The organism is Gordonia caeni (assembly GCF_039537105.1).
Lineage (GTDB): Bacteria > Actinomycetota > Actinomycetes > Mycobacteriales > Mycobacteriaceae > Gordonia > Gordonia caeni.
The window spans coordinates 212882-234562 of record NZ_BAAAZW010000001.1; the positions used below are offsets into that span (position 1 = coordinate 212882).

The 21681-nt window shown below is 70.2% G+C and carries 19 protein-coding genes; 8 read left to right on the plus strand and 11 right to left on the minus strand.

Annotation, left to right across the window (positions count from 1 at the left end; genetic code table 11):
* Positions 1-4: 4 nt before the first annotated feature.
* From ABD732_RS01025 to ABD732_RS01040, 4 genes are all read right to left on the minus strand, one after another.
* Positions 5-766, minus strand: a complete 762-nt coding sequence (locus ABD732_RS01025; RefSeq protein WP_344779679.1) for a metal ABC transporter ATP-binding protein — start codon at positions 764-766, stop codon at positions 5-7.
* Complete coding sequence (locus tag ABD732_RS01030) at positions 763-1695, minus strand: metal ABC transporter substrate-binding protein (RefSeq protein WP_344779681.1); 933 nt, start codon at positions 1693-1695, stop codon at positions 763-765. Before ABD732_RS01030 ends, ABD732_RS01025 begins: the two co-directional genes overlap by 4 nt.
* 72 nt (positions 1696-1767) lie before the next feature.
* Positions 1768-2520 carry a CbiQ family ECF transporter T component gene (locus tag ABD732_RS01035; protein ID WP_344779683.1) on the minus strand — a complete coding sequence of 251 codons (753 nt, stop codon included), beginning with the start codon at positions 2518-2520 and terminating at the stop codon, positions 1768-1770.
* Entirely contained in the window at positions 2517-4562 is a 2046-nt protein-coding gene (locus ABD732_RS01040; protein WP_344779685.1) for an ABC transporter ATP-binding protein, read from the minus strand. Before ABD732_RS01040 ends, ABD732_RS01035 begins: the two co-directional genes overlap by 4 nt.
* A gap of 160 nt (positions 4563-4722) precedes the next feature.
* Here ABD732_RS01040 and ABD732_RS01045 point away from each other — a divergent pair, with 160 nt between their 5' ends.
* On the plus strand, positions 4723-5445 hold the full coding sequence (locus ABD732_RS01045) for a TMEM165/GDT1 family protein (protein ID WP_344779687.1): 723 nt from the start codon (positions 4723-4725) through the stop codon (positions 5443-5445).
* 19 nt (positions 5446-5464) lie between these two features.
* On the opposite strand, the gene ABD732_RS01050 is transcribed toward ABD732_RS01045, so the two are convergent.
* On the minus strand, positions 5465-7108 hold the full coding sequence (locus ABD732_RS01050) for a TM0106 family RecB-like putative nuclease (protein WP_344779689.1): 1644 nt from the start codon (positions 7106-7108) through the stop codon (positions 5465-5467).
* A 126-nt stretch (positions 7109-7234) separates the two neighbouring features.
* On the opposite strand from ABD732_RS01050, the gene ABD732_RS01055 reads away from it, so the two are divergent.
* Both ABD732_RS01055 and ABD732_RS01060 read left to right on the plus strand, forming a co-directional pair.
* Complete coding sequence (locus ABD732_RS01055) at positions 7235-7948, plus strand: DUF6474 family protein (RefSeq protein ID WP_344779691.1); 714 nt, start codon at positions 7235-7237, stop codon at positions 7946-7948.
* 13 nt (positions 7949-7961) lie between these two features.
* Entirely contained in the window at positions 7962-8543 is a 582-nt protein-coding gene (locus tag ABD732_RS01060) for a hypothetical protein (RefSeq protein WP_344779693.1), read from the plus strand.
* Between the two features lie 45 nt (positions 8544-8588).
* Here the strand turns inward: ABD732_RS01060 and ABD732_RS01065 are convergent, their stop codons facing one another.
* The 4 genes from ABD732_RS01065 to ABD732_RS01080 all read right to left on the minus strand — a co-directional run bounded on the left by ABD732_RS01065 (position 8589) and on the right by ABD732_RS01080 (position 11708).
* On the minus strand, positions 8589-10142 hold the full coding sequence (locus tag ABD732_RS01065) for a succinic semialdehyde dehydrogenase (RefSeq protein WP_344779695.1): 1554 nt from the start codon (positions 10140-10142) through the stop codon (positions 8589-8591).
* A 13-nt stretch (positions 10143-10155) separates the two neighbouring features.
* Entirely contained in the window at positions 10156-10641 is a 486-nt protein-coding gene (gene rraA / locus ABD732_RS01070; RefSeq protein ID WP_344779697.1) for a ribonuclease E activity regulator RraA, read from the minus strand.
* 159 nt (positions 10642-10800) lie between these two features.
* Positions 10801-11346: a hypothetical protein gene (locus tag ABD732_RS01075; protein ID WP_344779699.1), complete on the minus strand. Its 546-nt coding sequence runs from the start codon at positions 11344-11346 to the stop codon at positions 10801-10803.
* Positions 11343-11708, minus strand: a complete 366-nt coding sequence (locus ABD732_RS01080; RefSeq protein ID WP_344779701.1) for a hypothetical protein — start codon at positions 11706-11708, stop codon at positions 11343-11345. Before ABD732_RS01080 ends, ABD732_RS01075 begins: the two co-directional genes overlap by 4 nt.
* 66 nt (positions 11709-11774) lie before the next feature.
* Between ABD732_RS01080 and ABD732_RS01085 the strand changes: the two genes are divergently transcribed.
* The 3 genes from ABD732_RS01085 to ABD732_RS01095 all read left to right on the plus strand — a co-directional run bounded on the left by ABD732_RS01085 (position 11775) and on the right by ABD732_RS01095 (position 13599).
* A complete protein-coding gene (locus ABD732_RS01085) occupies positions 11775-12008 on the plus strand; it encodes an RNA-binding S4 domain-containing protein (RefSeq protein ID WP_344779703.1) in 234 nt (77 codons plus the stop codon).
* 1 nt (position 12009) lies between these two features.
* Positions 12010-12312: a YdeI/OmpD-associated family protein gene (locus ABD732_RS01090; protein WP_344779705.1), complete on the plus strand. Its 303-nt coding sequence runs from the start codon at positions 12010-12012 to the stop codon at positions 12310-12312.
* 384 nt (positions 12313-12696) lie between these two features.
* Positions 12697-13599, plus strand: coding sequence for a DUF4352 domain-containing protein (locus ABD732_RS01095; protein ID WP_344779707.1), 903 nt, complete (start codon positions 12697-12699; stop codon positions 13597-13599).
* Positions 13600-13683: 84 nt separating this feature from the next.
* Here ABD732_RS01095 and ABD732_RS01100 read toward each other — a convergent pair whose 3' ends face one another.
* Both ABD732_RS01100 and gltB read right to left on the minus strand, forming a co-directional pair.
* Positions 13684-15138: a glutamate synthase subunit beta gene (locus ABD732_RS01100; RefSeq protein WP_344779709.1), complete on the minus strand. Its 1455-nt coding sequence runs from the start codon at positions 15136-15138 to the stop codon at positions 13684-13686.
* Positions 15131-19735, minus strand: a complete 4605-nt coding sequence (gltB, locus tag ABD732_RS01105) for a glutamate synthase large subunit (RefSeq protein ID WP_344779711.1) — start codon at positions 19733-19735, stop codon at positions 15131-15133. The genes ABD732_RS01100 and gltB overlap by 8 nt, the downstream gene beginning before the upstream one ends.
* Before the next feature lie 233 nt (positions 19736-19968).
* Here gltB and ABD732_RS01110 point away from each other — a divergent pair, with 233 nt between their 5' ends.
* Together ABD732_RS01110 and ABD732_RS01115 are read left to right on the plus strand one after the other, a co-directional pair.
* Positions 19969-20973, plus strand: a complete 1005-nt coding sequence (locus tag ABD732_RS01110; protein ID WP_344779712.1) for an alpha/beta hydrolase — start codon at positions 19969-19971, stop codon at positions 20971-20973.
* A gap of 86 nt (positions 20974-21059) precedes the next feature.
* Positions 21060-21650: a DUF937 domain-containing protein gene (locus ABD732_RS01115; RefSeq protein ID WP_344779714.1), complete on the plus strand. Its 591-nt coding sequence runs from the start codon at positions 21060-21062 to the stop codon at positions 21648-21650.
* The last annotated feature ends 31 nt before the right edge of the window (positions 21651-21681 follow it).

The window sequence follows — 21681 nt, forward strand, 5'->3', positions numbered from 1 at the left end:
GGCGTCACCCGGCCGATCGTTCGTGCTCGATCGGGTCCAGCCCGAAGGCCTTGATCAGGTTCTCGGCGGTGAGCACCTGCTCCGGCGGTCCCTGCGCCACCACGCGCCGCATCAGCAGGATGGCGCGGTCGGCCAGGCGCGGAAGCGCCTGCAGGTCGTGCGTGGAGACCAGGACCGTCCCGCCGTCACCGGCGCACTCGCGCAGCAGCTCGCTGATCTTGGCTTCGGTGCGCTTGTCGACGCCGGCGAATGGCTCGTCGAGGAGCAGGATCCGCGCCTCCTGCGCCAGCCCGCGGGCCACGAAGGCACGCTTGCGCTGGCCGCCGGACAGACTCCCGATCTGCCGGTCCTGATACTCCGTCAGCTCCACCCGCTCGAGGGCGGCGGCCACGGCCTCCCGGTCGGCGCGCCGCGGCCGGCGGGTCACCCCGAGCCGCCCGTAGCGCCCGGTCATCACCACCTCGCGGACCGAGATCGGGAACGCCCAGTCGATCGCCTCGGACTGCGGCACGTAGCCGATGGTCCCCGCTCGCCGGGCCCGCGTCGGCGTCTGGCCGCCGACCGCGACCCGCCCGGAGTCGGGAGTCAGCAGGCCCATGATCGTCTTGAACAGCGTCGACTTGCCCGAGCCGTTCATGCCGACCAGCCCGTAAACCGCGCCGGCGTCCAGCCGCATCGAGACCCCGTCCAGGGCGCGGACGTCCCCGTAACTGACGGTCACGTCGTCCACCTCGATCACCGGCCGTCCCGGTGCCGGGGCGCTCACGGGCGGCCGCCGGATCCGGTGAGGCCGCCGACGATGGTGGCGATGTCGTGGCGGATCAGGTCCAGGTAGGTGGGCACCGGACCGCCGGCCTCCGAGAGCGAGTCCACGTAGAGCACCCCGCCGAACTGCGCCCCCGTGGCCGAGACCACCTGCTGCATCGCCTTGTCCGAGACGGTGGATTCGCAGAACACCGCGGGCACCCGGTTGTCGCCGACGAAGTCGATCGTGGCCGCCACCTGCTGCGGCGTCGCCTGCTGCTCGGCGTTGACCGGCCAGATGTACCGCTCGGTGAGCCCGGTGTCGCGGGCGAGGTACGAGAAGGCGCCCTCGCAGGTGACCAGGGCCCGCTGCTCCGGCGGGAGGCCCTCCAGCGCCGTCACCAGTTCGTCGTGCAGGCCGCGCAGCCGATCGGCGTACGCGTCGCCGTGGGCGCGGTACTGCTCGGCGCCGTCGGGATCGAGGTCGCTGAAAGCGGCCACCAGATTGTCGACGTAGATCACCGCGTTGCCCGGGCTCATCCACGCGTGCGGGTTCGGCTTGCCGGCGTAGGCGTCGGCGGCGATGTCGATCGGCTCCACCCCGTCGCTGACCTCCACGTGCGGGGCGTCGACGTGGTCGACGAACTGCGCGAACCAGTTCTCCAGGCCCAGCCCGTTGTTCACGATCAGGTCCGCTTTCGCGGCCCGCCGGATATCGGCCGGGGTGGGCTCGTAGCCGTGGATCTCGGCGCCCGGTTTGGTCAGCGATTCCACGTTCAGGCGGTCGCCGGCCACGTTCTGGGCGATGTCGGCCAGCACCGTGAAGGTGGTGAACACCTTCGGGCGCTGATCGTCGTCGGCGGGCAGCGCCGAGCAGCCGCCCATCGCCAGTGCCGCGGCGACGACACCCGCCAGGACCGCGCCGCCGCGGACACCACGTCTCTTAGCCATGCCACCATTAATAGTTCGGGATACCGAACTTACGCAAGCGGCTGGCCGTATTCGCCGGTCACGGGCCTGCGCTCAGAGCAGGACGGTGAGCGTGATGGCGGCCGCACAGGCCAGCGCGGTGAGGGTCAGGGCGACGGCGTCGCTGCCGCCCGGCCGCGAGGGATAGGCGGTGAGGCGGCCGGTGCCGCCGCGGGCGGTGATCGCCTCCCCCATCTCCGCGGCCCGGCGCATCGCCGAACTCATCGCGGCGACGATCATGTCGATGATCGACATCTCCGCCGACGGATGCCCGGACTTGGCCCGCGACGACGGGCGCAGCCGGTGCGAGGCGCGCAGCATGCGCATCTCCTCCATCAGCAGCGGCAGCCCGCGCAGCGACAGCGCGATGCAGACGGCCCATTCGTCCACCGGGAGGCGCAGCAGCCGCAGCGGCGCCATCAGGCGCGCGATGGCCGGCGCGATCTCGGCCATCGGCGTGGTCCAGACCACCATGATCGACATCGCCAGCACGATCAGCCCCAGCGCCGTGCCGCGCAGGAAGACCAGTACACCGGAGCCTCCCGACGAGAGCGCGGTGATGCCCATACCGACCAGGATCAGCGCCCAGAACCACCACGGCGGACGCGGGATGGCGCCCAGCGGGATACCCGCCAGCAGCGCGAAGACCACGACGAACAGGGCGACGAATCCGAGGCTCGGCCAGGTCGGCAGCACCCAGGTCATCGCGCCCAGGGCCAGCACGATGATCAGTTTGGTCCCGGCCCACAGCCGGTGGATCACCGAGTCGCCGGGCAACTGCCGCAGCGGCGGGGTTCGCATGGTCATCGTCGTGCCTCCAGAACCCCGTCGACCAGTTCCACGCGCCGGTTGCAGACGCGGTCGAGTGCTTCCAGGTCGTGCGAGATGATGATGATCGTGATGCCCTTGTGCCGCAGACCGGCCAGGACGTCGAGCACCTCCTCGCGCGCCGCCGGGTCGAGTCCGGCGAGCGGCTCGTCGAGCACCAGCACCTCCGGCTCGGATGCGGCCAGCGACGCCAGGACCACGCGGCGCATCTGCCCGCCGGACAGCGAGTCGACGCGGCGCGCGGCGATCTCCCGGGGCAGCGCCACCAGGTCGAGCACCCGGGCCACCTCGGTGGTGCCGACCGATTCGCCGCCCACCGCCATGATCTCGTCGCTCACCGTGGTCTTCTGCAGCTGCAGGCGGGCGTGCTGGAAGCCCAGGCCCACGCTGCCGATCCGGCTGGTCATCGGCTCGCCGTCGAGCAACACCCGGCCGCCGCTCGGTTCGATCAGCCCGGCGACGATCCACGCCAGGGTGGTCTTGCCCGAGCCGTTGCCGCCGACGATCAGGACGCCGTCTCCACGGTTGACCTGCAGGTCGACGTGGTGCAGCGCCGTCACCTCCCAGGGCGAGCCGGCCAGGTAGGTGTGCGAGACGTCTTCGACCACCAGCAGCGGGTCGCCGTAGTCGTGCACGGCCGGCAGAACCGGCGTGTGCGCTTCCGGCGCCATCCACTCGGGGTGGTGTTCGACGACGGCGCCGCGCTCCAGGTGGATCACCCGGTCGGCGGCCCGAGCCTCGGAATCCCGGTGCGTGATGAGCACGACGGTGATCCCACGGCGGCGCGGCAGCTCGGCGAGGATCTCGATCAGTTCACGCCGGCCCTGCGGGTCGACCATCGAAGTCACCTCGTCGGCGATCACCAGCTTCGGGTCGCGCGCCAGAGCGGCGGCCACGGCCAGGCGCTGCTGCTGCCCACCGGACAGATCAGAGGTCTCGCGCTCCCCCAGCCCGGCCAGACCGACCTCGGCGAGCAGGGCGTCGACGTCCACTTCCTGGTCGGGCGGCAGCCCCCAGACCAGGTCGTCGGCGACGCGGGAGCCCAGCATCTGCGCCTCGGGGCGTTGCAGCACCATCGCGATGCCGCCCCGGCGGCCCAGCCCCGGCGCGCCCGGGCGGTCGACGATCCCGATGGTCGCGGGCGTGCCGGCGAGAAGTTTGGCCAGCGTCGACTTGCCCGATCCGTTGGCCCCGACGACGGCAACGAACTCGCCCTGGATCAGCGACATCTCGATACCGGTGAGCACGTCCACGTCGGTGCCCGGATAGCGGAAACCCACCCCGGCCATCCGCAGCGGCAGCGGCTCCACCGCTTCTTCGATCCGCAGGTCGCGGTTCGCCTCGAGGGTGTCCTGCATGCGGATGTGTGCGAGCCGGTCGACCACCCCGGTCAGGATCCACCAGGCCACCAGCAGCGAGACGAAGGTGCCGAAGGTGCCCGACGCCCACATCCAGATCCACCAGTGGTCGACGATGTTGGTGCCGAGCCCGCTGAACCAGTCGCCGGTGCCCTGCAGGTCGCCGCCGAAGCGGTCGCCCACCCAGACCACGGCCTTGCCGATGCCGTCGATCAGGTTCTTGAGCACTTCCAGGGCCAGGTTCCGCAACGGCACCAGGATCCACAGGGCCAGCACCGACACCGAGGCGACGAGCGGGGCGATGATCACCGCGGCCGCGACCAGCGTGGCCAGGCCCCCGCCGCGGCGCTTCACCTCGCCGACCGCGCCACCGACCACGGCGGCGGCCAGCACCGACAGCGCCGCGCCGAGCCCGGCGACGGCGAAGGTCACCGCGGTGGAGGTCACCGACGCGGCGACCACCGCGCGCATCCTGGTCCGGGCCGCCACCAGCGCGATCGGCACCGGCGCGAGCAGACCCGCGGCCGTGGCCATCGGGATGACGGCCGCCACCACCACGGCGACCACCGTCAGACCGGACAGGATGGCGACGATCGCGATCTCCAGCGGGCGCAGCGGACCGGTGATCGGGCGCGCACGCGTATCGAGGGCTTGGGGCGTCACGTAGCCATTGTGCCTGGTGCCCTCGGCCGGACCGCAAAGCACCGGGGCACCGGGCACCGTGAGGACGGGTCGCCGAACATCTTCTTGTGGGGCTCCTACCTGCGAAAATGCGGGTCATCCAGCTGTTGCGGACCCTAATAGGCCCACCTAACCTAGCGGCATGGTTGCGGCATTCCTTCTCGGCTTCGGCGTCATCTTCGTCGCCGAACTCGGCGACAAGTCGCAGCTGATGGCACTCACCTACGCGCTGCGTTACCGCTGGTGGGTGGTCCTCGGCGCCATCCTGGTGGCCACCACGGCGGTGCACGCGGTCTCGGTGTTCTTCGGGCACTTCCTGGGCATGTCGATCCCCACGCATCTGATGTCGGTGGCGGCCGGCCTGGCCATGCTGGCCTTCGCCCTGTGGACCCTGCGCGGCGATGAGCTGTCCGACGACGAGACCGCCCGCGCCGCCCGGGTCGGCGGCTCGGTCTTCCTGGCCGTGATGAGCGCGTTCATGCTCGCCGAACTGGGCGACAAGACGATGTTCGCCACCATCACCCTGGCCGCCGACAACGACTGGGTGGGCGTCTGGATCGGTTCCACGCTCGGCATGGTCGCCGCCGACGCCGTGGCGATCGCCGTGGGCCGGCTGCTGGGCAAGCACCTGCCCGAGCGCACCGTGGCCCTGTTCGCCGCGGCCCTGTTCTTCGGCTTCGCCGTCTGGCTCCTGGTGGACGGTCTGCTGGGTGCGAGCCTCCCGCTGCTCCTCGGCACTCTCACCGCAGTGGCCGTGCTGCTCGCGATCGGCACCGTCGTGATCGTCCGGACCTGGGGCCGCCGGGCCCGCGAGGCGCTCGAGCACGCTCGGGCATCCGAGGAACCCGTCGTCGTCGCCGAATGACCGGCCGGGCGGAGCCCGGTCAGCGGAGCAGGTCGTCGACCGTCGGGAGGCGGAGGATCTGCTCCGAGCTCAGCCATTCGCGAAGCACCTTGGTGGCCTGCACGTCGTCTTCGTTGTACCGCAGCAACCGATCCCGCTGACCGGCATCCAGCGGCCCGCCGTCCAGTCCCACCGCGGCGGCGTACCACTCCATCGAGGCCTCCCCGCCGGCCTCGGCGTCCTGCCAGCCGAAGCCGGCGACCGGTGCGATCCGCTTGAGCCCCTTGCCGTTCGGGCAGATGAAGTTGGTGTTCACCGCCTGGTAGATGTCGACCCATTCGTCGGAGGCGATGAACGCTTCGATGTCGTCGCGCAGCGGGACGCCGGGCATCCCGGCGAACCGGTCGGCGCTGGCGCGCAGCCACCGGTTCTCGGCCTGTTCGGAGTAGCAGTAGGCGGCGAAGCTGCGGCCGGCCTCGTGCGCCATCGCGCGGCGCTCCATCAGCCACGACCAGAAGCGCCCGAAGGCCAGCCCCTCCTCGGTGGACGGCAGCGGATCCCAGGTGCCGAAGGGCCGGTAGAGCACCGGCTCGTGCGGGGCCCGGTTGTCGGTCAGCAGAGTGCCCCAGAGGTAGGCGCCGCGCTCGCCGTAGCTCTCCATGTCCACGTCCACCTCGACGTCGGCGCGCTGAACGGTGGGACGGGCCAGGCGGCGCACCAGCGGCACCCCGGCACGCCGGCAGTTCGCCGCGACCACCGCATCCAGGAAGGCGACGTTGCCGGGCCAGTTCTCGGGCGGATCACCGCGGTAGGACGCCAGCTGCGCCGCGGTGGTGATCCCGGCTTCGGCCAGCGCGAGCGTGCCCGCACCGCCGACCACCAGGCTCACATCGTCGATCTCCTCCAGCTGCGCCTCGCACTGCGGCCACCAGTCGCAGCTGCGGCATTCGTTGATCCGCCGCGGCCGGGTGGGAATCCGCCCGTCGGCGACGGCGCGGCGCCGGGCGAAGATCTCGTCGTAGTCGGTCATCACCGATCCCAGCGGCACCACCAGGATGACGTCGGCATCCACACCGATCACCCCGCCGACCCACCCGGCACGATCGGACGACGGCGCATGACCCAAGTCGGACAGCATCTCCGCGAGCTGGGCCAGCCGCAGCGTGTCGCGCCGGTTGCTGCGCGCGGTCCGTGTCGGATCCGGTGCCGGGCGCCAGGACTCCAGCGGACTGGTCCGCAGCGTCACCGGCTCCTCCGGGTCGCGGTCGCCCTTGGCCGCGTTGGTGACACGGTGGTTGACGATGATGAGGGGCAGATAGCCCTCGCCGTGCCGGATCAGCGCTTCGGCATGGCCGCGTCGGCCATGGCCGCGGTCGGTCGGCAGCGCCGCCGAGAAGATCCAGTCGGCCCCGTCCACACAGGCCTGCAGGGTCTGCGCGGCGCGCTCGGCGTGGGGCAGGTCCGGATCCACCCAGACCGTCGTCGTCCTCGGCTGCGGCGCCTGGAGTGCGCGCAGGGTGTCGAGCACCTGCCGGCGGTGGGCCTGGGCCGCCTCGATCCGGCGCGCGGCGTCGGGAGACTCCGGCCGCTGCACCTCGCCGCCGCTCTCGCGGGCCGCCGTGTTCAGCGCCAGGCGGTGCTCGCAACCGGTCAGGTCGCGTGCGCCCAGTACCGCTGAACTCACCTGCCGCCTCCCTGAAGTCCCGGTGTCACCGTGCGGCGACGCTGCGCCACGGTCTCATCCCCCACTGACACTATGCAAAACTGGTTACAGTCACGGCCAAGCCGGTCGTCCGGCGGAAAGGACAGCATGGGATTCTTGTCGTCTCGCACGGCCCGGCGCCTCGAGCGCAAAGCCGAAGCCAAGATCCGCAAGGCGGAGAAGAAGGCATTCAAGACCCGCGTCAGACTGGAAGCCAAGGTCAGCTCGCACGAGGAGCGGAAGCGGCACAAGAAGGAACTGCGCGACGAGCACAAGTACCTGAAGAAGGCACACAAGGCCGAGCGCAAGACCGCCAAGACCACCGGCAAGAGCCAGCAGAAGGCCGCGGCCGCCGAGGTGAAAACCATTGAGGCGCAGGCGAAGGCCGCCGAGAACAAGGCGGTGTTCGGTCCCGCCAAGGTGCGCCGCTACCTGACGGTCGCGCGCCTGGTGGCCCCGATCGTCGTACCGATCGCCTACCGCGGCGCCGTCGCCGCACGCTCGCAGGTCACCGCTGTGCAGGCCCGCCGCGCCGGGGTGCCGGCCGCGATGCTCACCCAGTTCGGGGGCCCGAGCGCCGCGCTGCGCGCCCGGATCGCGTCCGCTCAGACTTCCGCTCACAAGGTGAGCGAGCAGGAGCAGTCTGCCGAGGGCAAGGAGTTCGTGGACGCGATGCAGGCGCGGCTGGGCAATCTGATGGTGGCCACCGACGCCGCCGACGCCATGCCCCCGGCACAGCGCCGTGCCGCCCAGCGCACCATCGGCAACGAGCTGACCGCCATCGACAACGACCTGCTCGCCCGCCTGAACGTTCATCCCTAAGGAGATGCCCCCGATGGCCGACACCGACCCCACTCCGCCGCCGGGCGACCAGCCCGCACAGCCGAGCCAGGCGGCTGCCGCCGAGAAGACCGGACCCGCGGACAAGACCCCCGCGAAGAAGACTCCGGCCAAGAAGGCGGCGGCGAAGAAGGCACCCGCCAAGAAGACGGCGGCGAAGAAGGCACCCGCGAAGAAGGCGGCGGCGAAGAAGGCGGCACCGGCCGCCAAGAAGACGGCTCCCGTCGAAAAGGCTGCGCCCGACGCGAAGACGGCTCCCGTTGAGAAGGCCCCGGCGGCCGAACCGGCCGTTCCGGCAGCGAAGACAGTCCCCGCGGAGAAGACTGCTCCGGCCGCCGCGAAGCCGGCTGCCCCGGCACCGGCCACTCCCACTCCTGCACCGGCCGATTCCGCACCGGCCCCGCACCAGGATCGGGTCGCGCAGGCCGATGCCGCCCGCGAGAGGTTCGCCCAGCTGGCCCGCACCACGCCGACACCGCTGCCCGGCGACCGGGTCACCCCCGGCATGGTCGCTGCGGCGGCCGCGGCGGTCGCTCTTCTGGTGCTGTTCCTGCGTCGCCGGCGCCGCCGCGCCTGACCGGCGCGCCCGGAGGCCGTGAGCCCCCGGGCACGCCGCGTCCGGTCAGCGTCCGGGCAGGTACTTCAGGGTGCGGATCGCCAGCGGTGTGAGCTTGAGGAACACATCGCGCGGAACGCCCGCCATTCCGTCGAGGCCGATGAAGCGCTGCGCCGCGATGGTCTGCGGCTCGGTGTACTTGAGCAGCCCCTCCTCGCCGTGGCGGCGCCCGACTCCGGACAGGCCCATGCCGCCCATCGGCGCGGCGGTCGATCCCCACGCGGCGGCGTAGCCCTCGTTGATGTTGACGGTGCCCGCGCGGAGCTGCTCGGCGATCTTCTGGGCTTCGGCGCTGCTGCCGGCGAAGACGCTGGCGTTGAGCCCGTACTCGGTGTCGTTGGCACGCTCGATCGCCTCGGCGGTGGAATCGACCGGGTAGATCGTCACCAGCGGACCGAAGGTCTCGTTTCGGCAGCACAGCATGTCTTCGGTGACGCCGGTGATCACCGTCGGGGCGTAGAAGAACGGACCCAGGTCGGCGCGCTTGCGGCCGCCGGCCAGAACCGTCGCCCCCTTGGCGACCGCGTCCTCGACGTGCTCCTCCATCGTCGTCACCTGGTCGGCCGAGGCCAGCGATCCCATGTCCGCCGACAGGTCGTAGGTGGCCGACAGTTTCATGTCGTCGACGTATTCGGCGAACCTGCGGCTGAACTCGTCGGCGATCGCCGAATCCACGTAGATGCGTTCGATCGAGATGCAGAGCTGCCCGGAGTTGGAGAAACAGGCACGGGCGGCGCCTTCCACGGCGCGATCGACGTCCGCGTCGGCGGTGATGATCAGCGGGTTCTTGCCACCCAGTTCGGCGGAGAATCCGATCAGCCGCTTACCGGCCTGCTGCGCCAGGGTCGAACCGGTCGCGGAGGACCCGGTGAACATCAGGTAATCGGTGTGCTCGACGATGGCCTGGCCCACCACCGAGCCGGGGCCCGGCACCACGGCGTACAGCTCGCGCGGCAGCCCCGCCTGATACAGCAGGTCGGCCAGCGCCAGGGCGCAGTACGGGGTGTTGCTGTCGGGCTTGATCACCACGGCGTTGCCGGCCACCAGCGCGGCCACCGCGTCGGACACGGCCAGCGTCAGCGGATAGTTCCACGGACTGATGACGCCCACCACGCCCTTGGGCTGGTAACGCACCCGCACGTCGGTGGCGCCGGGGATCATGCCGGCCACCTTGCGGTCGGCCAGCATCTTCGGTCCGTGCGTCGCGTAGTAGCGGGCGGTCAGGGCGACGTCGAGGACTTCCTCCTGGGCGTAGATCCGGGCCTTGCCCGTCTCGGCCTGCGCGATGTCCATCAGCTCGTCGGCGTGGCTGTGCACCAGTTCGGCGAAACGATTGATCACCGCGGCGCGGTCGCTGGGTGTGCGGGCGGCCCAGTCGGGCTGGGCGGCGCGAGCGCGCTGGACGGCCAGCTCCAGATCCTGCGCCGTGGCGACCGGAATGGTGGCCATCTCGGCGGCGCTGAAAGCCTCGAGCACCGGCTTGGTCGGGCGGTCGGCCGAATCGTCCAGCGCGGCCAGCGCGGCGAGTCGTTTGAAGTAGGCGGGGGTGGGCTTAGCCATGGTCGTCCTCGATTCAGGCGGGGGTCACGACGACGATGCCGTCGTCGTCGGAAAACAGGTGGTCACCGGGATGGAAGGCGATGCCGCCCAGTTCGACGGTCACGTCCCGCTCACCGTCGCCGGTCTTGCTGGACTTGCGCGGATTGGTGCCGAGCGCTTTGACGCCGATCGCCATGCCGCCGATGGGCTTGGCGTCGCGGATGGCGCCGTTGGCGACGATCCCGGCCCAACCGTTGCCGCGACCGAGTTCGGCGATGAGGTCGCCGACCAGCGCGGTGTGCAGCGAGCCCGCACCGTCGATCACCAGAACGCCGCCCGGGTTGGGCTCGGACAGGATCGACTTCAGCAGGGCGTTGTCCTGGAAGCAGCGCACCGTGGTCACCACACCGGCGAACTCACGGTGGCCGCCGAACTGAATGAACTGGGTGTCGCAGCTGCGGACGTCGGGGCCGATCTGGTCGACGAGGTCAGCAGTCGGTGTGAATTCGAGCGCGGTCATAGGTGCCGAGTCTAGTCCCGCCTCGATTATTACTGTGACGCCGCGTAACGAGGCTCACCGGACGCCCTCGGCTGACCGGTGCGTCCGACTGCCTTGACGGCGGCAGACGACGGGGTCGCGGCCTCGGGGCGAGTCAGACGCGTCCTGTTCACGTCCGACTCACGGATCCGGCCACGTCACGCCGAGAGCCTCGAGCCAGGGCGTGAACGGCGTCCCGACGACGCCGATCGTCGCACTGACCGCGGTCCGGTCGTCATCGACCGCCGTCATCGCCTCCGGATCGACGCCGTACAGCTCCGCGGCCGCAGCCGCCGCGGCGGGCCCGTCCAGCACTCGGGACGCCGATCGGGACTCCGGTTGATTGCCGGGATAGGGCACGTAGGCGCAGTACACACAGGTGCTGTCCGCGACCGGGTCCAGCTTCCACACCTGGAACAGGATCCCGTACTGGTCGGCGTCTTCGCAGACCACCGCGCGCCCCCGCGAAGCGCCTCGGAAGATCCGTTCCTCGGCACCCGACGCGACCATGTCCTGGGCGTTGATCTCGAGCCGAACACCGCCGGGCCGATCGACGACCCGGGACAACGCGGCGGTGAGTTCATCCGCGAAGTGCTCGCGCTGCGCGCTGGTGAACCGAGTCCGGAAGCGATCGGTCGCCGCCTCGTCCAGAAGATCGACGAGCATGACCAAGCCGTTGGTGCTCACCGCGCGGCCTCCGAACGGTCCGGGGCCCGGATCACCTGAATCCGCGTCTCGACCTCGTCCGGCGGAATGCCGAAGACCTCCGCGACCTGGTGCTTCCACTGCTCGGACAGCTGGGCCTGCTCCCCGATGACCATCTCCGCCACGAACGCCAGCGCTTCCCGGCCTTCATGCTCGGCGGTCGCGATAATGGTGGGGCGCAATGTGTCTCGCGCCCCCTTGGGCGCCCACACGATCCGGCCCGCGTCGTCGTACTCGAGCGGCCGGCCGCGCCACACCGACTTCCCCGAGTGAAGCGAAAGCCCCTCCCTGCGTAACAAACCGAGCAGGGCCGCGCCCGCTCCCGATGAACTTGCCGCTGACATCGCATTCCCCCTGTGGCATTCGCTGTTGGCGTCCCTGTCGGTTTGCCTCAGTACGCTATGCGAAGGATGGGGCAGAATGGAACCGTGGACCACATCGAGATCACCGGCGAGAGCATCCGGCTGGGGCAGTTCCTCAAGCTGGCCAATCTGATCGACACCGGCGCCGACGCGAAACTGGTGATCGCCGACGGACTGGTGGCCGTCAACGACGAGCCCGAGACGCGGCGCGGCCGCCAGCTGCGGGACGGCGACGTGGTGGAGCTCGGCGGCGTCACCGTGCAGGTGAAGACGGGAGTCTGACATGACCGAAGTATCCGGCGGCGTCGCCCACCCGCTTCCCGACGATCTGCGGGAAGCGATCCTGGGCGGTCAGCGCGGCGAAGGAGACGACGGCAGCCCGTCCGTGGGCCGCAGCGTCCTGGAGCTGTGGGAAGCCACCACCCCGCTGGGCCGCAACGAATTCATCTGCTGGGTCGACGACGCCAAACAGGCCAAGACGCGGGCCCGCCGGATCCGGCGCACCTGCGAAGAACTGGAAGACGGCCAGCGACGGCCGTGCTGCTGGCCCGGGTGCAAGCACCGCGAGCGAACCGGGAAGGCCTGATCAGGCGACGCGGCGAAGGCGCCGGAACTCCTCGGTCGTCACCAGTCGCTCATGCTGCTCGTCGAGCAGGCGCCGCGTGCGCAGTCGCCCCCAGAAACCACGCGCTGGACTGAACCCCATGCGCCGCCGATCCCGATCGCTGCCTGCCGATGGCATGCGAACCCCTCCCACAAAATCCGGTGATGTCTCAGCCAGTATGTCGCGCCCCCACCGGCCGGTGTTACCGTCCGGCGCGGCGGTGGCGTGTCGTTCGTGGCGTGCCGCACTCGGCTGATCGAAGACCGATCACCTCACGCCGGAAATGTCCGAGGGGAGCGGTATCACTGATCTCGACGTCGATCGGGAATGCACCCGGCCGACCCGAGCAGCAGGAGAAGCACAGTCATGACCACCCCCACGCCGCCGCCCACCGACGGCTACGGCAACCCGATCCCGGCGGGCACCGGGTACCAGCCGATGCCGGGACAGGCACCGGATCCACGACAGTTCGCCCCGGTGGGCGCGCCGGGCGGCTACGGTGCCTACGCGCCGCCTCCGCAGCCCCCGGCGGCCCGGAAGCCGCGCAATACCGTCGGCATCATCGCCGTGGCCGCCGCGGTCATCGGCTTCGTGTTCGCATGCATTCCGGGTGCGCTGATCATCGGCTGGATCCTGCTGCCGATCGCCTTCATCCTCGGTCTCGTCGGATTGTTCGGCTCCGGCGCCAAGGGCACCGCGATCGCCGCCGTCGTCATCTCGATCGTCGGGACCATCGTCGGTGCGCTGGTCTTCTTCACCGTGCTCAGCGATGCCGTCGACGATGCGTTCGGGACCGATGACACGGTGAGCGCCGTGGGCCCTGACGGTAAGCCCGTCGCCGGCGACGATGAGCCGGGATCGCAAGCGACTCCGGCCCCACTGGGCACCACGCTCTCCTCAGGCGACTGGGAGGTGACGCTGAACAGCTTCGATCCGGACGCGACGCGGGAAGTCCTGGCCGCCAACAGTTTCAACGACGACCCGGCCGCCGGGAACGCCTACGGCCTGGCGAACATCACGGTGACGTACACCGGCGACGGTTCGGGTTCCACTTTCGACCTCAGTTTCGCCTACGTCTCCGAGTCCGGGAACGTGCTCAACTCCTACGACAACGACGCCGTGGCTCCCGAGCCCCACCTGGACGGCGAGTTGTACAACGGGGCCTCACTGACCGGGAACGTCGATTTCGAGATCCCGCAGAACGAGTCCGGACTCCTCCGCGTCCGCATGGGAACCTTCGGCAACGAGGTGTTCTTCTCGACCCGCTGATCCCGGCCCGTCCGCGGACTTCACACGGCGGCGGCGCCTCTCCTTCTCGAGAGGCGCCGCCGTCGTGTCTGTTCCGGGAGAGCGCTACCGCTGCGCCACCTGGGTGGGAACGATCGGCGCCGGCAGTTCGGTGCCACCCGCCAGATAGGTGTCCACCGCGGCCGCGGCCGCCCGGCCCTCGGCGATGGCCCACACGATGAGCGACTGTCCACGGCCGGCGTCACCGGCCACGAAGACGCCGGGAAGACCGACGGCCGCGAAGTCGTCGTCACGGGCGATGTTGCCGCGCGGATCGTAGGTGGCGCCCAGCTCGTCCAGCAGGTCCTCGCGCTCGGGGCCGACGAAGCCCATCGCCAGCAGCACCAGGTCGCATTCCAGCTCGAAGTCGGTGCCTTCGACCTTCTCGAAGCGCCCGTTCACCATCTGCACCTCGTGCGCCTTGAGCCCGGTCACCCGGCCGTCGGCGCCGGTGAACTGCTCGGTGTTGACGCTGAACACCCGCTCGCCGCCCTCTTCGTGGGCCGACGAGACGCGGTACATCAGCGGATACAGCGGCCACGGGGTCGATCCGGCGCGCTCGGCCGGTGGGCGCGGCATGATCTCGAACTGGTGGACCACCTCGGCGCCCTGCCGCAGCGCGGTGCCCAGGCAGTCGGCACCGGTGTCGCCACCGCCGATGATCACGACCTTCTTGTCCTTCGCCGTGATCTGGCCGGGCACCTCGTCGCCCACCGCGACGCGGTTGGACTGCGGCAGGTACTCCATCGCCTGATGGATCCCGTCCAACTCGCGGCCCGGGATCGGCAGGTCGCGCCCGATCGTCGAACCGTTGGCCAGCACCACGGCGTCGAAGTCGGCGCGCAGCTGATCCACGGTCACATCGACGCCGACGTTCACCCCGGTGCGGAAGACGGTGCCCTCGGCCTCCATCTGCGCCAGCCGGCGGTCGATGATGCGCTTCTCCATCTTGAACTCGGGGATGCCGTAGCGGAGCAGACCGCCGATGCGGTCGGCGCGCTCGAACAGCGTGACCGCGTGCCCGGCACGCGTCAACTGCTGCGCGGCGGCCAGACCGGCCGGACCGGAGCCCACCACGGCCACCGAACGGCCGGTCAGCTCCGACGGCAGCACCGGCGGCACCGCGTCGTCGGCGAAGCCGTTCTCGATCAGCTCCACCTCCACCTGCTTGATGGTGACGGCCGGCTGATTGATGCCGAGCACGCACGAGGCCTCACACGGCGCCGGGCACAGCCGCCCGGTGAACTCCGGGAAGTTGTTGGTGGCGTGCAGGCGCTCCAGGCCTTCGGCCCAGCGTCCCCGGTACGTCAGGTCGTTCCACTCGGGAATCAGATTCCCCAGCGGACAGCCGTTGTGGCAGAACGGGATACCGCAGTCCATGCACCGGCTGGCCTGTGTGGTCAGGGCCTCGCGGTCGAACTTGTTGTAGACCTCTTTGAAGTCCAGCAGTCGCAGTTCGACGGGACGCCGGGTGGGTGTCTCCCGCTCAGGGTGCTTGAGAAAACCTCTCGGATCAGCCACGAGCCGCCTCCATGATCGCTTCGTTCACATCTCGTCCGGTGCGCTCGGCGACGTCGATGGCGTCAAGCACTTTCTTGTAGTCGCGCGGCATGACCTTCGCGAACCTGGTCTGTGCCACGGCCCAGTTGCCCAGGATCTTGGCCGCCACCGGCGACCGCGTCTCGTCCCGGTGCTCGGTGATCATGTCCTGCAGGTACTTCAGGTCGTCGTCGTCGAGCGCGTCCAGGTCCACCAGCTCGGTGTTGAGGTTCCCGGCGAACTCGCCGCGCGGGTCGTAGACGTAGGCGACGCCGCCGGACATGCCGGCCGCGAAGTTGCGCCCGGTGTCGCCGAGGACGATCACCCGGCCGCCGGTCATGTACTCGCAGCCGTGATCGCCCACGCCCTCGACGACGGCGTGCACACCGGAGTTGCGGACGCAGAACCGCTCACCGGCCACACCCCGCAGGAAGATCTTGCCTGCGGTGCCGCCGAAGCCGATCACGTTGCCGGCGATGATGTTCTCCTCGGCGACGAAGCCCGCGGGGGCATCGATCGACGGGGAGACGACGATCTTGCCGCCCGACAGTCCCTTGCCGACGAAGTCGTTGGCGTCACCGGTGAGCCGCATGGTGATGCCGCGCGGCAGGAAGGCGCCGAAGCTGTTGCCCGCCGAGCCGGTCAGGGCGATGGAGACAGTGCCCTCGGGCAGCCCCTCGGCGCCGTAGACCTTGGTCACCTCGTGGCCGAGCATGGTGCCGACCGTGCGGTTGACGTTGGTGATCGGCGTTTCGATGAACACGCGGGTGCCCGACTCGATGGCCGGCCGCGCCTTCTCGATCAGCTCCACGTCGAGCGCCTTGTCCAGCCCGTGGTCCTGCGTACCGGAGCAGTACAGGTCCTGGTTCATGAACGGCGAATCGGGCATCGTCAGGATCGGCGAGAGGTCGAGCTTGCCGGCCTTCGCCTCCTTCCAGTGCGCCAGCGCCTTGCTGGTGTCGAGCGCTTCGACGTGCCCGACGGCCTCCTGCAGGGTGCGGAAGCCCAAGCGCGCCAGCAGTTCCCGCACTTCTTCGGCGATGTAGAGCATGAAGTTCTCGACGAACTCCGGCTTGCCGTTGAAGCGCTCGCGCAGCAGCGGGTTCTGCGTCGCCACGCCCACCGGGCAGGTGTCGAGGTGGCAGACGCGCATCATGATGCAGCCCGAGACCACCAGCGGGGCGGTCGCGAAGCCGAACTCCTCGCCGCCCAGCAGCGCGGCGATCACCACGTCGCGGCCGGTCTTGAGCTGACCGTCCACCTGCACGACGATCCGGTCGCGCAGGCCGTTCAGCAACAGCGTCTGCTGCGTCTCGGCCAGGCCGATCTCCCACGGCGCACCGGCGTGCTTGAGGGAGGTCAGCGGGCTGGCGCCGGTGCCGCCGTCGTGCCCGGAGATCAGGACCACGTCCGCGTGCGCCTTGCTGACACCCGCGGCCACCGTGCCCACGCCCAGCTCCGAGACCAGTTTCACGTGAATCCGGGCCGCCGGGTTCGCGTTCTTCAGGTCGTGGATCAGCTGCGCCAGATCCTCGATGGAGTAGATGTCGTGGTGCGGCGGCGGCGAGATCAGGCCGACGCCGGGCGTGGAGCCGCGCACCTCGGCGACCCACGGGTACACCTTGTGCGGCGGCAGCTGGCCGCCCTCACCGGGCTTGGCGCCCTGCGCCATCTTGATCTGGATGTCGGTGCAGTTGCTCAGGTAGTGGCTGGTGACGCCGAACCGTCCCGATGCCACCTGCTTGATCGCACTGCGCCGCCAGTCGCCGTTCTCGTCGTGGGAGAACCGTCGCGGGTCCTCGCCGCCCTCACCCGAGTTCGACCGTCCACCCAGCCGGTTCATCGCGATGGCCAGGGTCTCGTGCGCCTCGGCGGAGATGGAGCCGTAGCTCATCGCGCCGGTGGAGAACCGCTTGACGATCTCGCCGGCCGGCTCCACCTTGTCGATCGGGATGGGATCGCGATCACCGAAGTTGAAGTCGAACAGCCCGCGCAGCGTGCCGAGCCGGGCCGACTGATCGTCGACCAGCTTGGTGTACTCCTTGAACACGCTGTACTGCCCGGTCCGGGTGGAGTGCTGCAGCTTGAACACCGTCTCCGGGTTGAACAGGTGGTACTCGCCCTCGCGACGCCACTGGTAGTCGCCGCCCACCTCGAGCTCGCGGTGCGCCCGCTCAGACGGGCGCTCGCTGAACGCGATCGCGTGCCGCGCGGCCACCTCGGCGGCCAGATCGTCGAGCCCGATGCCGTCGAGCTGACTGCGCAGGCCGGTGAAGAACTCGTCGACCAGATCCTGGCTCAGGCCGATCGCCTGGAACAGCTGGGCGCCGTTGTACGACGGGACCGTGGAGATGCCCATCTTGCTCATCACCTTGAGCACGCCCTTGCCTGCGGCCTTGATGTAGTTGGCGCGCGCCTTGTCGTAATCGGCCGGGCTGGTGAGCTCGCCGCTGTCGACCATGTCCTCGATCGACTCGAAGGCCATGTACGGATTGACCGCGACCGCACCGAAGCCGATCAGCAGCGCCATGTGGTGCACCTCGCGGGCGTCCCCGGCCTCCACGACGATCCCGGCCCGGGTCCGGGTGCGCTCGCGCACCAGATGGTGGTGCACCGCCGAGGTCAGCAGCAGCGACGGAATCGGCGCCATGGTCTCATCCGACTCGCGGTCGGACAGCACGATGATGCGCGCGCCGTCGGCGATGGCCGCCGACACCCTGTTCCGCACCTCGTCGAGCGCGCGGCGCAGACCCGCGCCGCCCTCGGCCACCGGGTAGAGGCCATGGATGTGCACCGACGGGAAACCCGTTGCGTCACCGTCGATGTCGACCAGGCGGGCCAGGTCGTCGTTGTCCAGGATCGGCTGGCTCAGCACGATCTGACGGGCCGACTCCGGTCCCGGATTCAGCAGGTCCCGCTCACCGCCGAGGCGATGCCCGATGGAGGTGACGATCTCCTCGCGGATGGCGTCCAGCGGCGGATTGGTCACCTGGGCGAACAGCTGCTGGAAGTAGTCGAACAGCATGCGCGGCCGCGCCGACAGCACGGCGATCGGGGTGTCGGTGCCCATCGAGCCGATCGCTTCGGCACCGGCGGTCGCCATCGGGGCCACCAGCAGGCGCAGGTCCTCGTTGGTGTAGCCGAACAGCTGCTGGCGGTGCGTCACGCGGTCGTGGTTCATGTGCACGTGCGGGCGGCGCGGCAGATCCTCCAGGAGGATCTGGTTGTCGTCGAGCCACTCCTGGTACGGGTGCTCGCCGGCGAGGGTGTCCTTGATCTCCTCGTCGTCGACGATCCGGCCCTGCGCGGTGTCCACCAGGAACATCCGGCCCGGCTGCAGGCGCTGGCGCAGGACCACGTCGGCCGGGTCGATGTCGAGCACGCCGACCTCGGAGCCCAGCACCACCAATCCGTCCTTGGTGACCCAGATCCGCGACGGCCGCAGACCGTTGCGGTCGAGCACGGCGCCCACCACGGTGCCGTCGGTGAAGCAGACCGACGCCGGGCCGTCCCAGGCCTCCATCAGCGCCGAGTGGTACTCGTAGAACGCCCGGTGCTCGGGCTTCATGTCCTCGTGGCGTTCCCAGGCCTCGGGCACCATCATCAGCACCGCGTGCGGCAGGGTGCGGCCGCCCAGGTGCAGCAGTTCCAGGACCTCGTCGAACCGTGCGGTGTCCGAGGCACCCGGGGTGCAGACCGGGAAGATCTTGTCGGCGACCAGTTCGCCGCTCTGCGCACCGGCGGGCGACTCGAAGACGCTCGCGTCGATCAGGGCCTCGCGGGCGCGCATCCAGTTCTCGTTGCCGGTGACGGTGTTGATCTCACCGTTGTGCGCCACCCGGCGGAACGGGTGGGCCAGCGGCCACGACGGGAAGGTGTTGGTGGAGAACCGCGAGTGCACCAGGCCCAGCGCGCTCTCCATCCGCTCGTCCTGCAGGTCGAGGTAGAAGTCGCGCAGCTGCGGCGTGGTCAGCATGCCCTTGTAGACCATCGTGGTGCCCGACAGGCTCGGGAAGTAGACGGTCTCGCGGCCCGGGCCGTCCTGGCCGGCGCCCTTGTCGCCGAGCTCGTACTGCACGCGCTTGCGCACCACGTACGCCTGCCGCTCCAGATCCATGCCGGAGGCGCCGGCGATGAACAGCTGGCGGAACGTGGGCATGGCGTCGCGGGCCAGCGCACCGAGCGAGCTGTCGTCGGTGGGCACCTCGCGCCACCCGAGCAGCGTCAGCCCCTGGGCGTCGACGATCTTCTCGACCCCGGCGATCGCCTCGGCGACGTCGTCGGCCGCCTGCGGGAGGAAGGCGATGCCGGTGGCGTACTCGCCTTCCGGCGGCAGCTCGAAGTCGACCACCTCGCGCAGGAAGCGGTCGGGCACCTGCAGCATGATGCCCGCGCCGTCGCCGGTGTTCGGCTCGGCGCCGGCGGCGCCGCGATGCTCGAGGTTGACCAGCGCGGTGATCGCCTTCTCGACGATGTCGCGGCTGCGCCGCCCGTACATGTCGACGACGAAGGCGACGCCGCAGGCGTCATGTTCGTTGATCGGGTCGTAGAGCCCCACGGGCCCCGGCAAGTGCATCATTGATCTGCCTACTCCGTACGCCACGTTGCGCACTCATACGTACTGGAGAGTCCCGGTGGACCGGCGCGAGCGCGCCGCCGGGGAGATCAGCTTCATTGCTGGCCCGCTCGGTGCGAAAAGCTCCGAGCGCAGTACCGCCATTCTGCCACGTCGGCCGGGTACCCGCCAAAATCGGTCGGTCATCGTGCGGAAACACGCTCGTAACGAGGCAGATCGGTCGTAGTGTCCCAATCGTGAGTGATACCGAGGTCGCCAGCGGACCGACCGGTCCCGGATCGGTCCGCGCCCGGACCCTGAACGCCTACGTCTGGCGCACCGCCCGGCCGATGATGGGGGTGGCCGCCCGCACCCCGGTGGTGGGTCCGGCCGCGCTCACGATGGTGCGGCCGGCGCTGAACACCTCGCTGTCGGCGATCAGCCCGGTGCCCCGCGGCACGCGCACCACCCCCGTGCGCGCCCGCCATCGCGGAGGGCAGGTGCGCGGCGAATGGGTGCACCAGGCCGAGCGGTTCGGCGGCCGCATCCCCGACCCGTCCGACGGGCGCAGCATCCTCTACTACCTGCACGGCAGCGGCTATCTGATCTGTTCGCCGCGCACCCACCGCGGGCTGGTGGCCCGGTTGACGCGGCGCGCCGGGATCGGGGCGTTCAGCCTCGACTACCGGCTCGGACCACGGCACCGCTTCCCCGCCGGCGGCGACGATGCGGTGCGCGGCTACCGCTGGCTGTTGCAGCAGGGCTTCGCCCCCGAGCAGATCATCGTCGCCGGCGACTCGGCGGGCGGTCACCTGGCGCAGGACCTGATCGCCGCCAACCACGGCGACGGCGTCCCGCAGCCGCGCGCGATGCTGCTGTTCTCCCCGCTGTACGACCCGACGTTCGACATCGCCTGCGCGCTCGAACGCTCGGGCGTGCGCGATCCGCACATCGACGCCGCCGCCGCGCGTCGGCTCCTGCGCCTGTACACCGGCGACGCCGACCCGGACCATCCGCGCATGCGGGTGCAGCTGACCCCGGACATGGCTCTGCCGGACACGCTGATCCAGTACGGCGCCCGGGAGGTGATGGCCGGCGACGCCCGCGCCATCCACGCCAATCTGCTCGCCGCCGGCGGCACGTCGACCCTGCAGCAGTGGCCGGGTCAGGGGCACGTCTTCCAGATGTTCCCGTACTTCACGCCCGAATCCCGCAAGGCCGTCCGCGAGGCGAAGGACTTCATCGACACCCAGCTGGCCTGACCGAGACGCGTGTGGCGCGGCCGGGTATCGGGCAGAATCGACCCGAACCGCGACGACCGCCGCGCACGACGAAGCGAGTAGCAGCCATGGCCGATCTCAACGAACTCCTCAATCGACTGCCCATCGACCAACTCGCCGCCCAGACCGGCGCCAGCCCCGACGACGTCCGCGCCGCCGCGGCCAAGGCGCTGCCGACGCTGGTGGCCGGCCTCGCCGCGCAGACCGGCGACGAGTCCTCGACCGCGAAGGTCACCGGGGCGCTCGCCCAGCACGACAACGACCTCGCCCAGGGGAGCATCGACCTGAAGCAGGTCGACGAAGCCGACGGCCGCAAGATCGTCGGCAAGCTGTTCGGCGACCAGTCCGACGATGTCGCCAAGGGCATCAGCGGCGCGGTCCCGGCCGCCGCCGTCGACCCCGGCCTGGTGAAGAAGCTGCTGCCGCTCCTCGCGCCGATCGTGCTCAGCTACGTGATGTCCCAGTTCGGCGGCAAGACCACCGGTACCGGCCAGGCGTCCGGGGGCGGGCTGGGCGAGGTGCTCGGCGGAATGCTCGGCGGCGGAGGGAAGTCCGGGGGCGGCCTCGGCGACCTGCTCGGCAGCGTCCTGGGCGGCGGGAGCGGCGGCGACAATCCGCTCGGTTCCATCCTCGGCGGCATCCTCGGCGGCAAGAAGTAGCGCCGTCTTCCCGCTTCCCCGGCCGACCTCG

Bases quoted from the DNA above. Each gene is read 5' to 3' on its own strand.
- gltB (WP_344779711.1), bottom strand. From the start codon at position 19,735: ATGATGCACTTGCCGGGGCCCGTGGGGCTCTACGACCCGATCAACGAA.
- rraA (WP_344779697.1), bottom strand. From the start codon at position 10,641: ATGACCGCGCTCGAATTCACACCGACTGCTGACCTCGTCGACCAGATC.
- ABD732_RS01085 (WP_344779703.1), top strand. From the start codon at position 11,775: ATGGGGCAGAATGGAACCGTGGACCACATCGAGATCACCGGCGAGAGC.
- ABD732_RS01030 (WP_344779681.1), bottom strand. From the start codon at position 1,695: ATGGCTAAGAGACGTGGTGTCCGCGGCGGCGCGGTCCTGGCGGGTGTC.
- ABD732_RS01045 (WP_344779687.1), top strand. From the start codon at position 4,723: ATGGTTGCGGCATTCCTTCTCGGCTTCGGCGTCATCTTCGTCGCCGAA.
- ABD732_RS01035 (WP_344779683.1), bottom strand. From the start codon at position 2,520: ATGACCATGCGAACCCCGCCGCTGCGGCAGTTGCCCGGCGACTCGGTG.
- ABD732_RS01060 (WP_344779693.1), top strand. From the start codon at position 7,962: ATGGCCGACACCGACCCCACTCCGCCGCCGGGCGACCAGCCCGCACAG.
- ABD732_RS01115 (WP_344779714.1), top strand. From the start codon at position 21,060: ATGGCCGATCTCAACGAACTCCTCAATCGACTGCCCATCGACCAACTC.
- ABD732_RS01095 (WP_344779707.1), top strand. From the start codon at position 12,697: ATGACCACCCCCACGCCGCCGCCCACCGACGGCTACGGCAACCCGATC.
- ABD732_RS01055 (WP_344779691.1), top strand. From the start codon at position 7,235: ATGGGATTCTTGTCGTCTCGCACGGCCCGGCGCCTCGAGCGCAAAGCC.
- ABD732_RS01090 (WP_344779705.1), top strand. From the start codon at position 12,010: ATGACCGAAGTATCCGGCGGCGTCGCCCACCCGCTTCCCGACGATCTG.
- ABD732_RS01080 (WP_344779701.1), bottom strand. From the start codon at position 11,708: ATGTCAGCGGCAAGTTCATCGGGAGCGGGCGCGGCCCTGCTCGGTTTG.
- ABD732_RS01065 (WP_344779695.1), bottom strand. From the start codon at position 10,142: ATGGCTAAGCCCACCCCCGCCTACTTCAAACGACTCGCCGCGCTGGCC.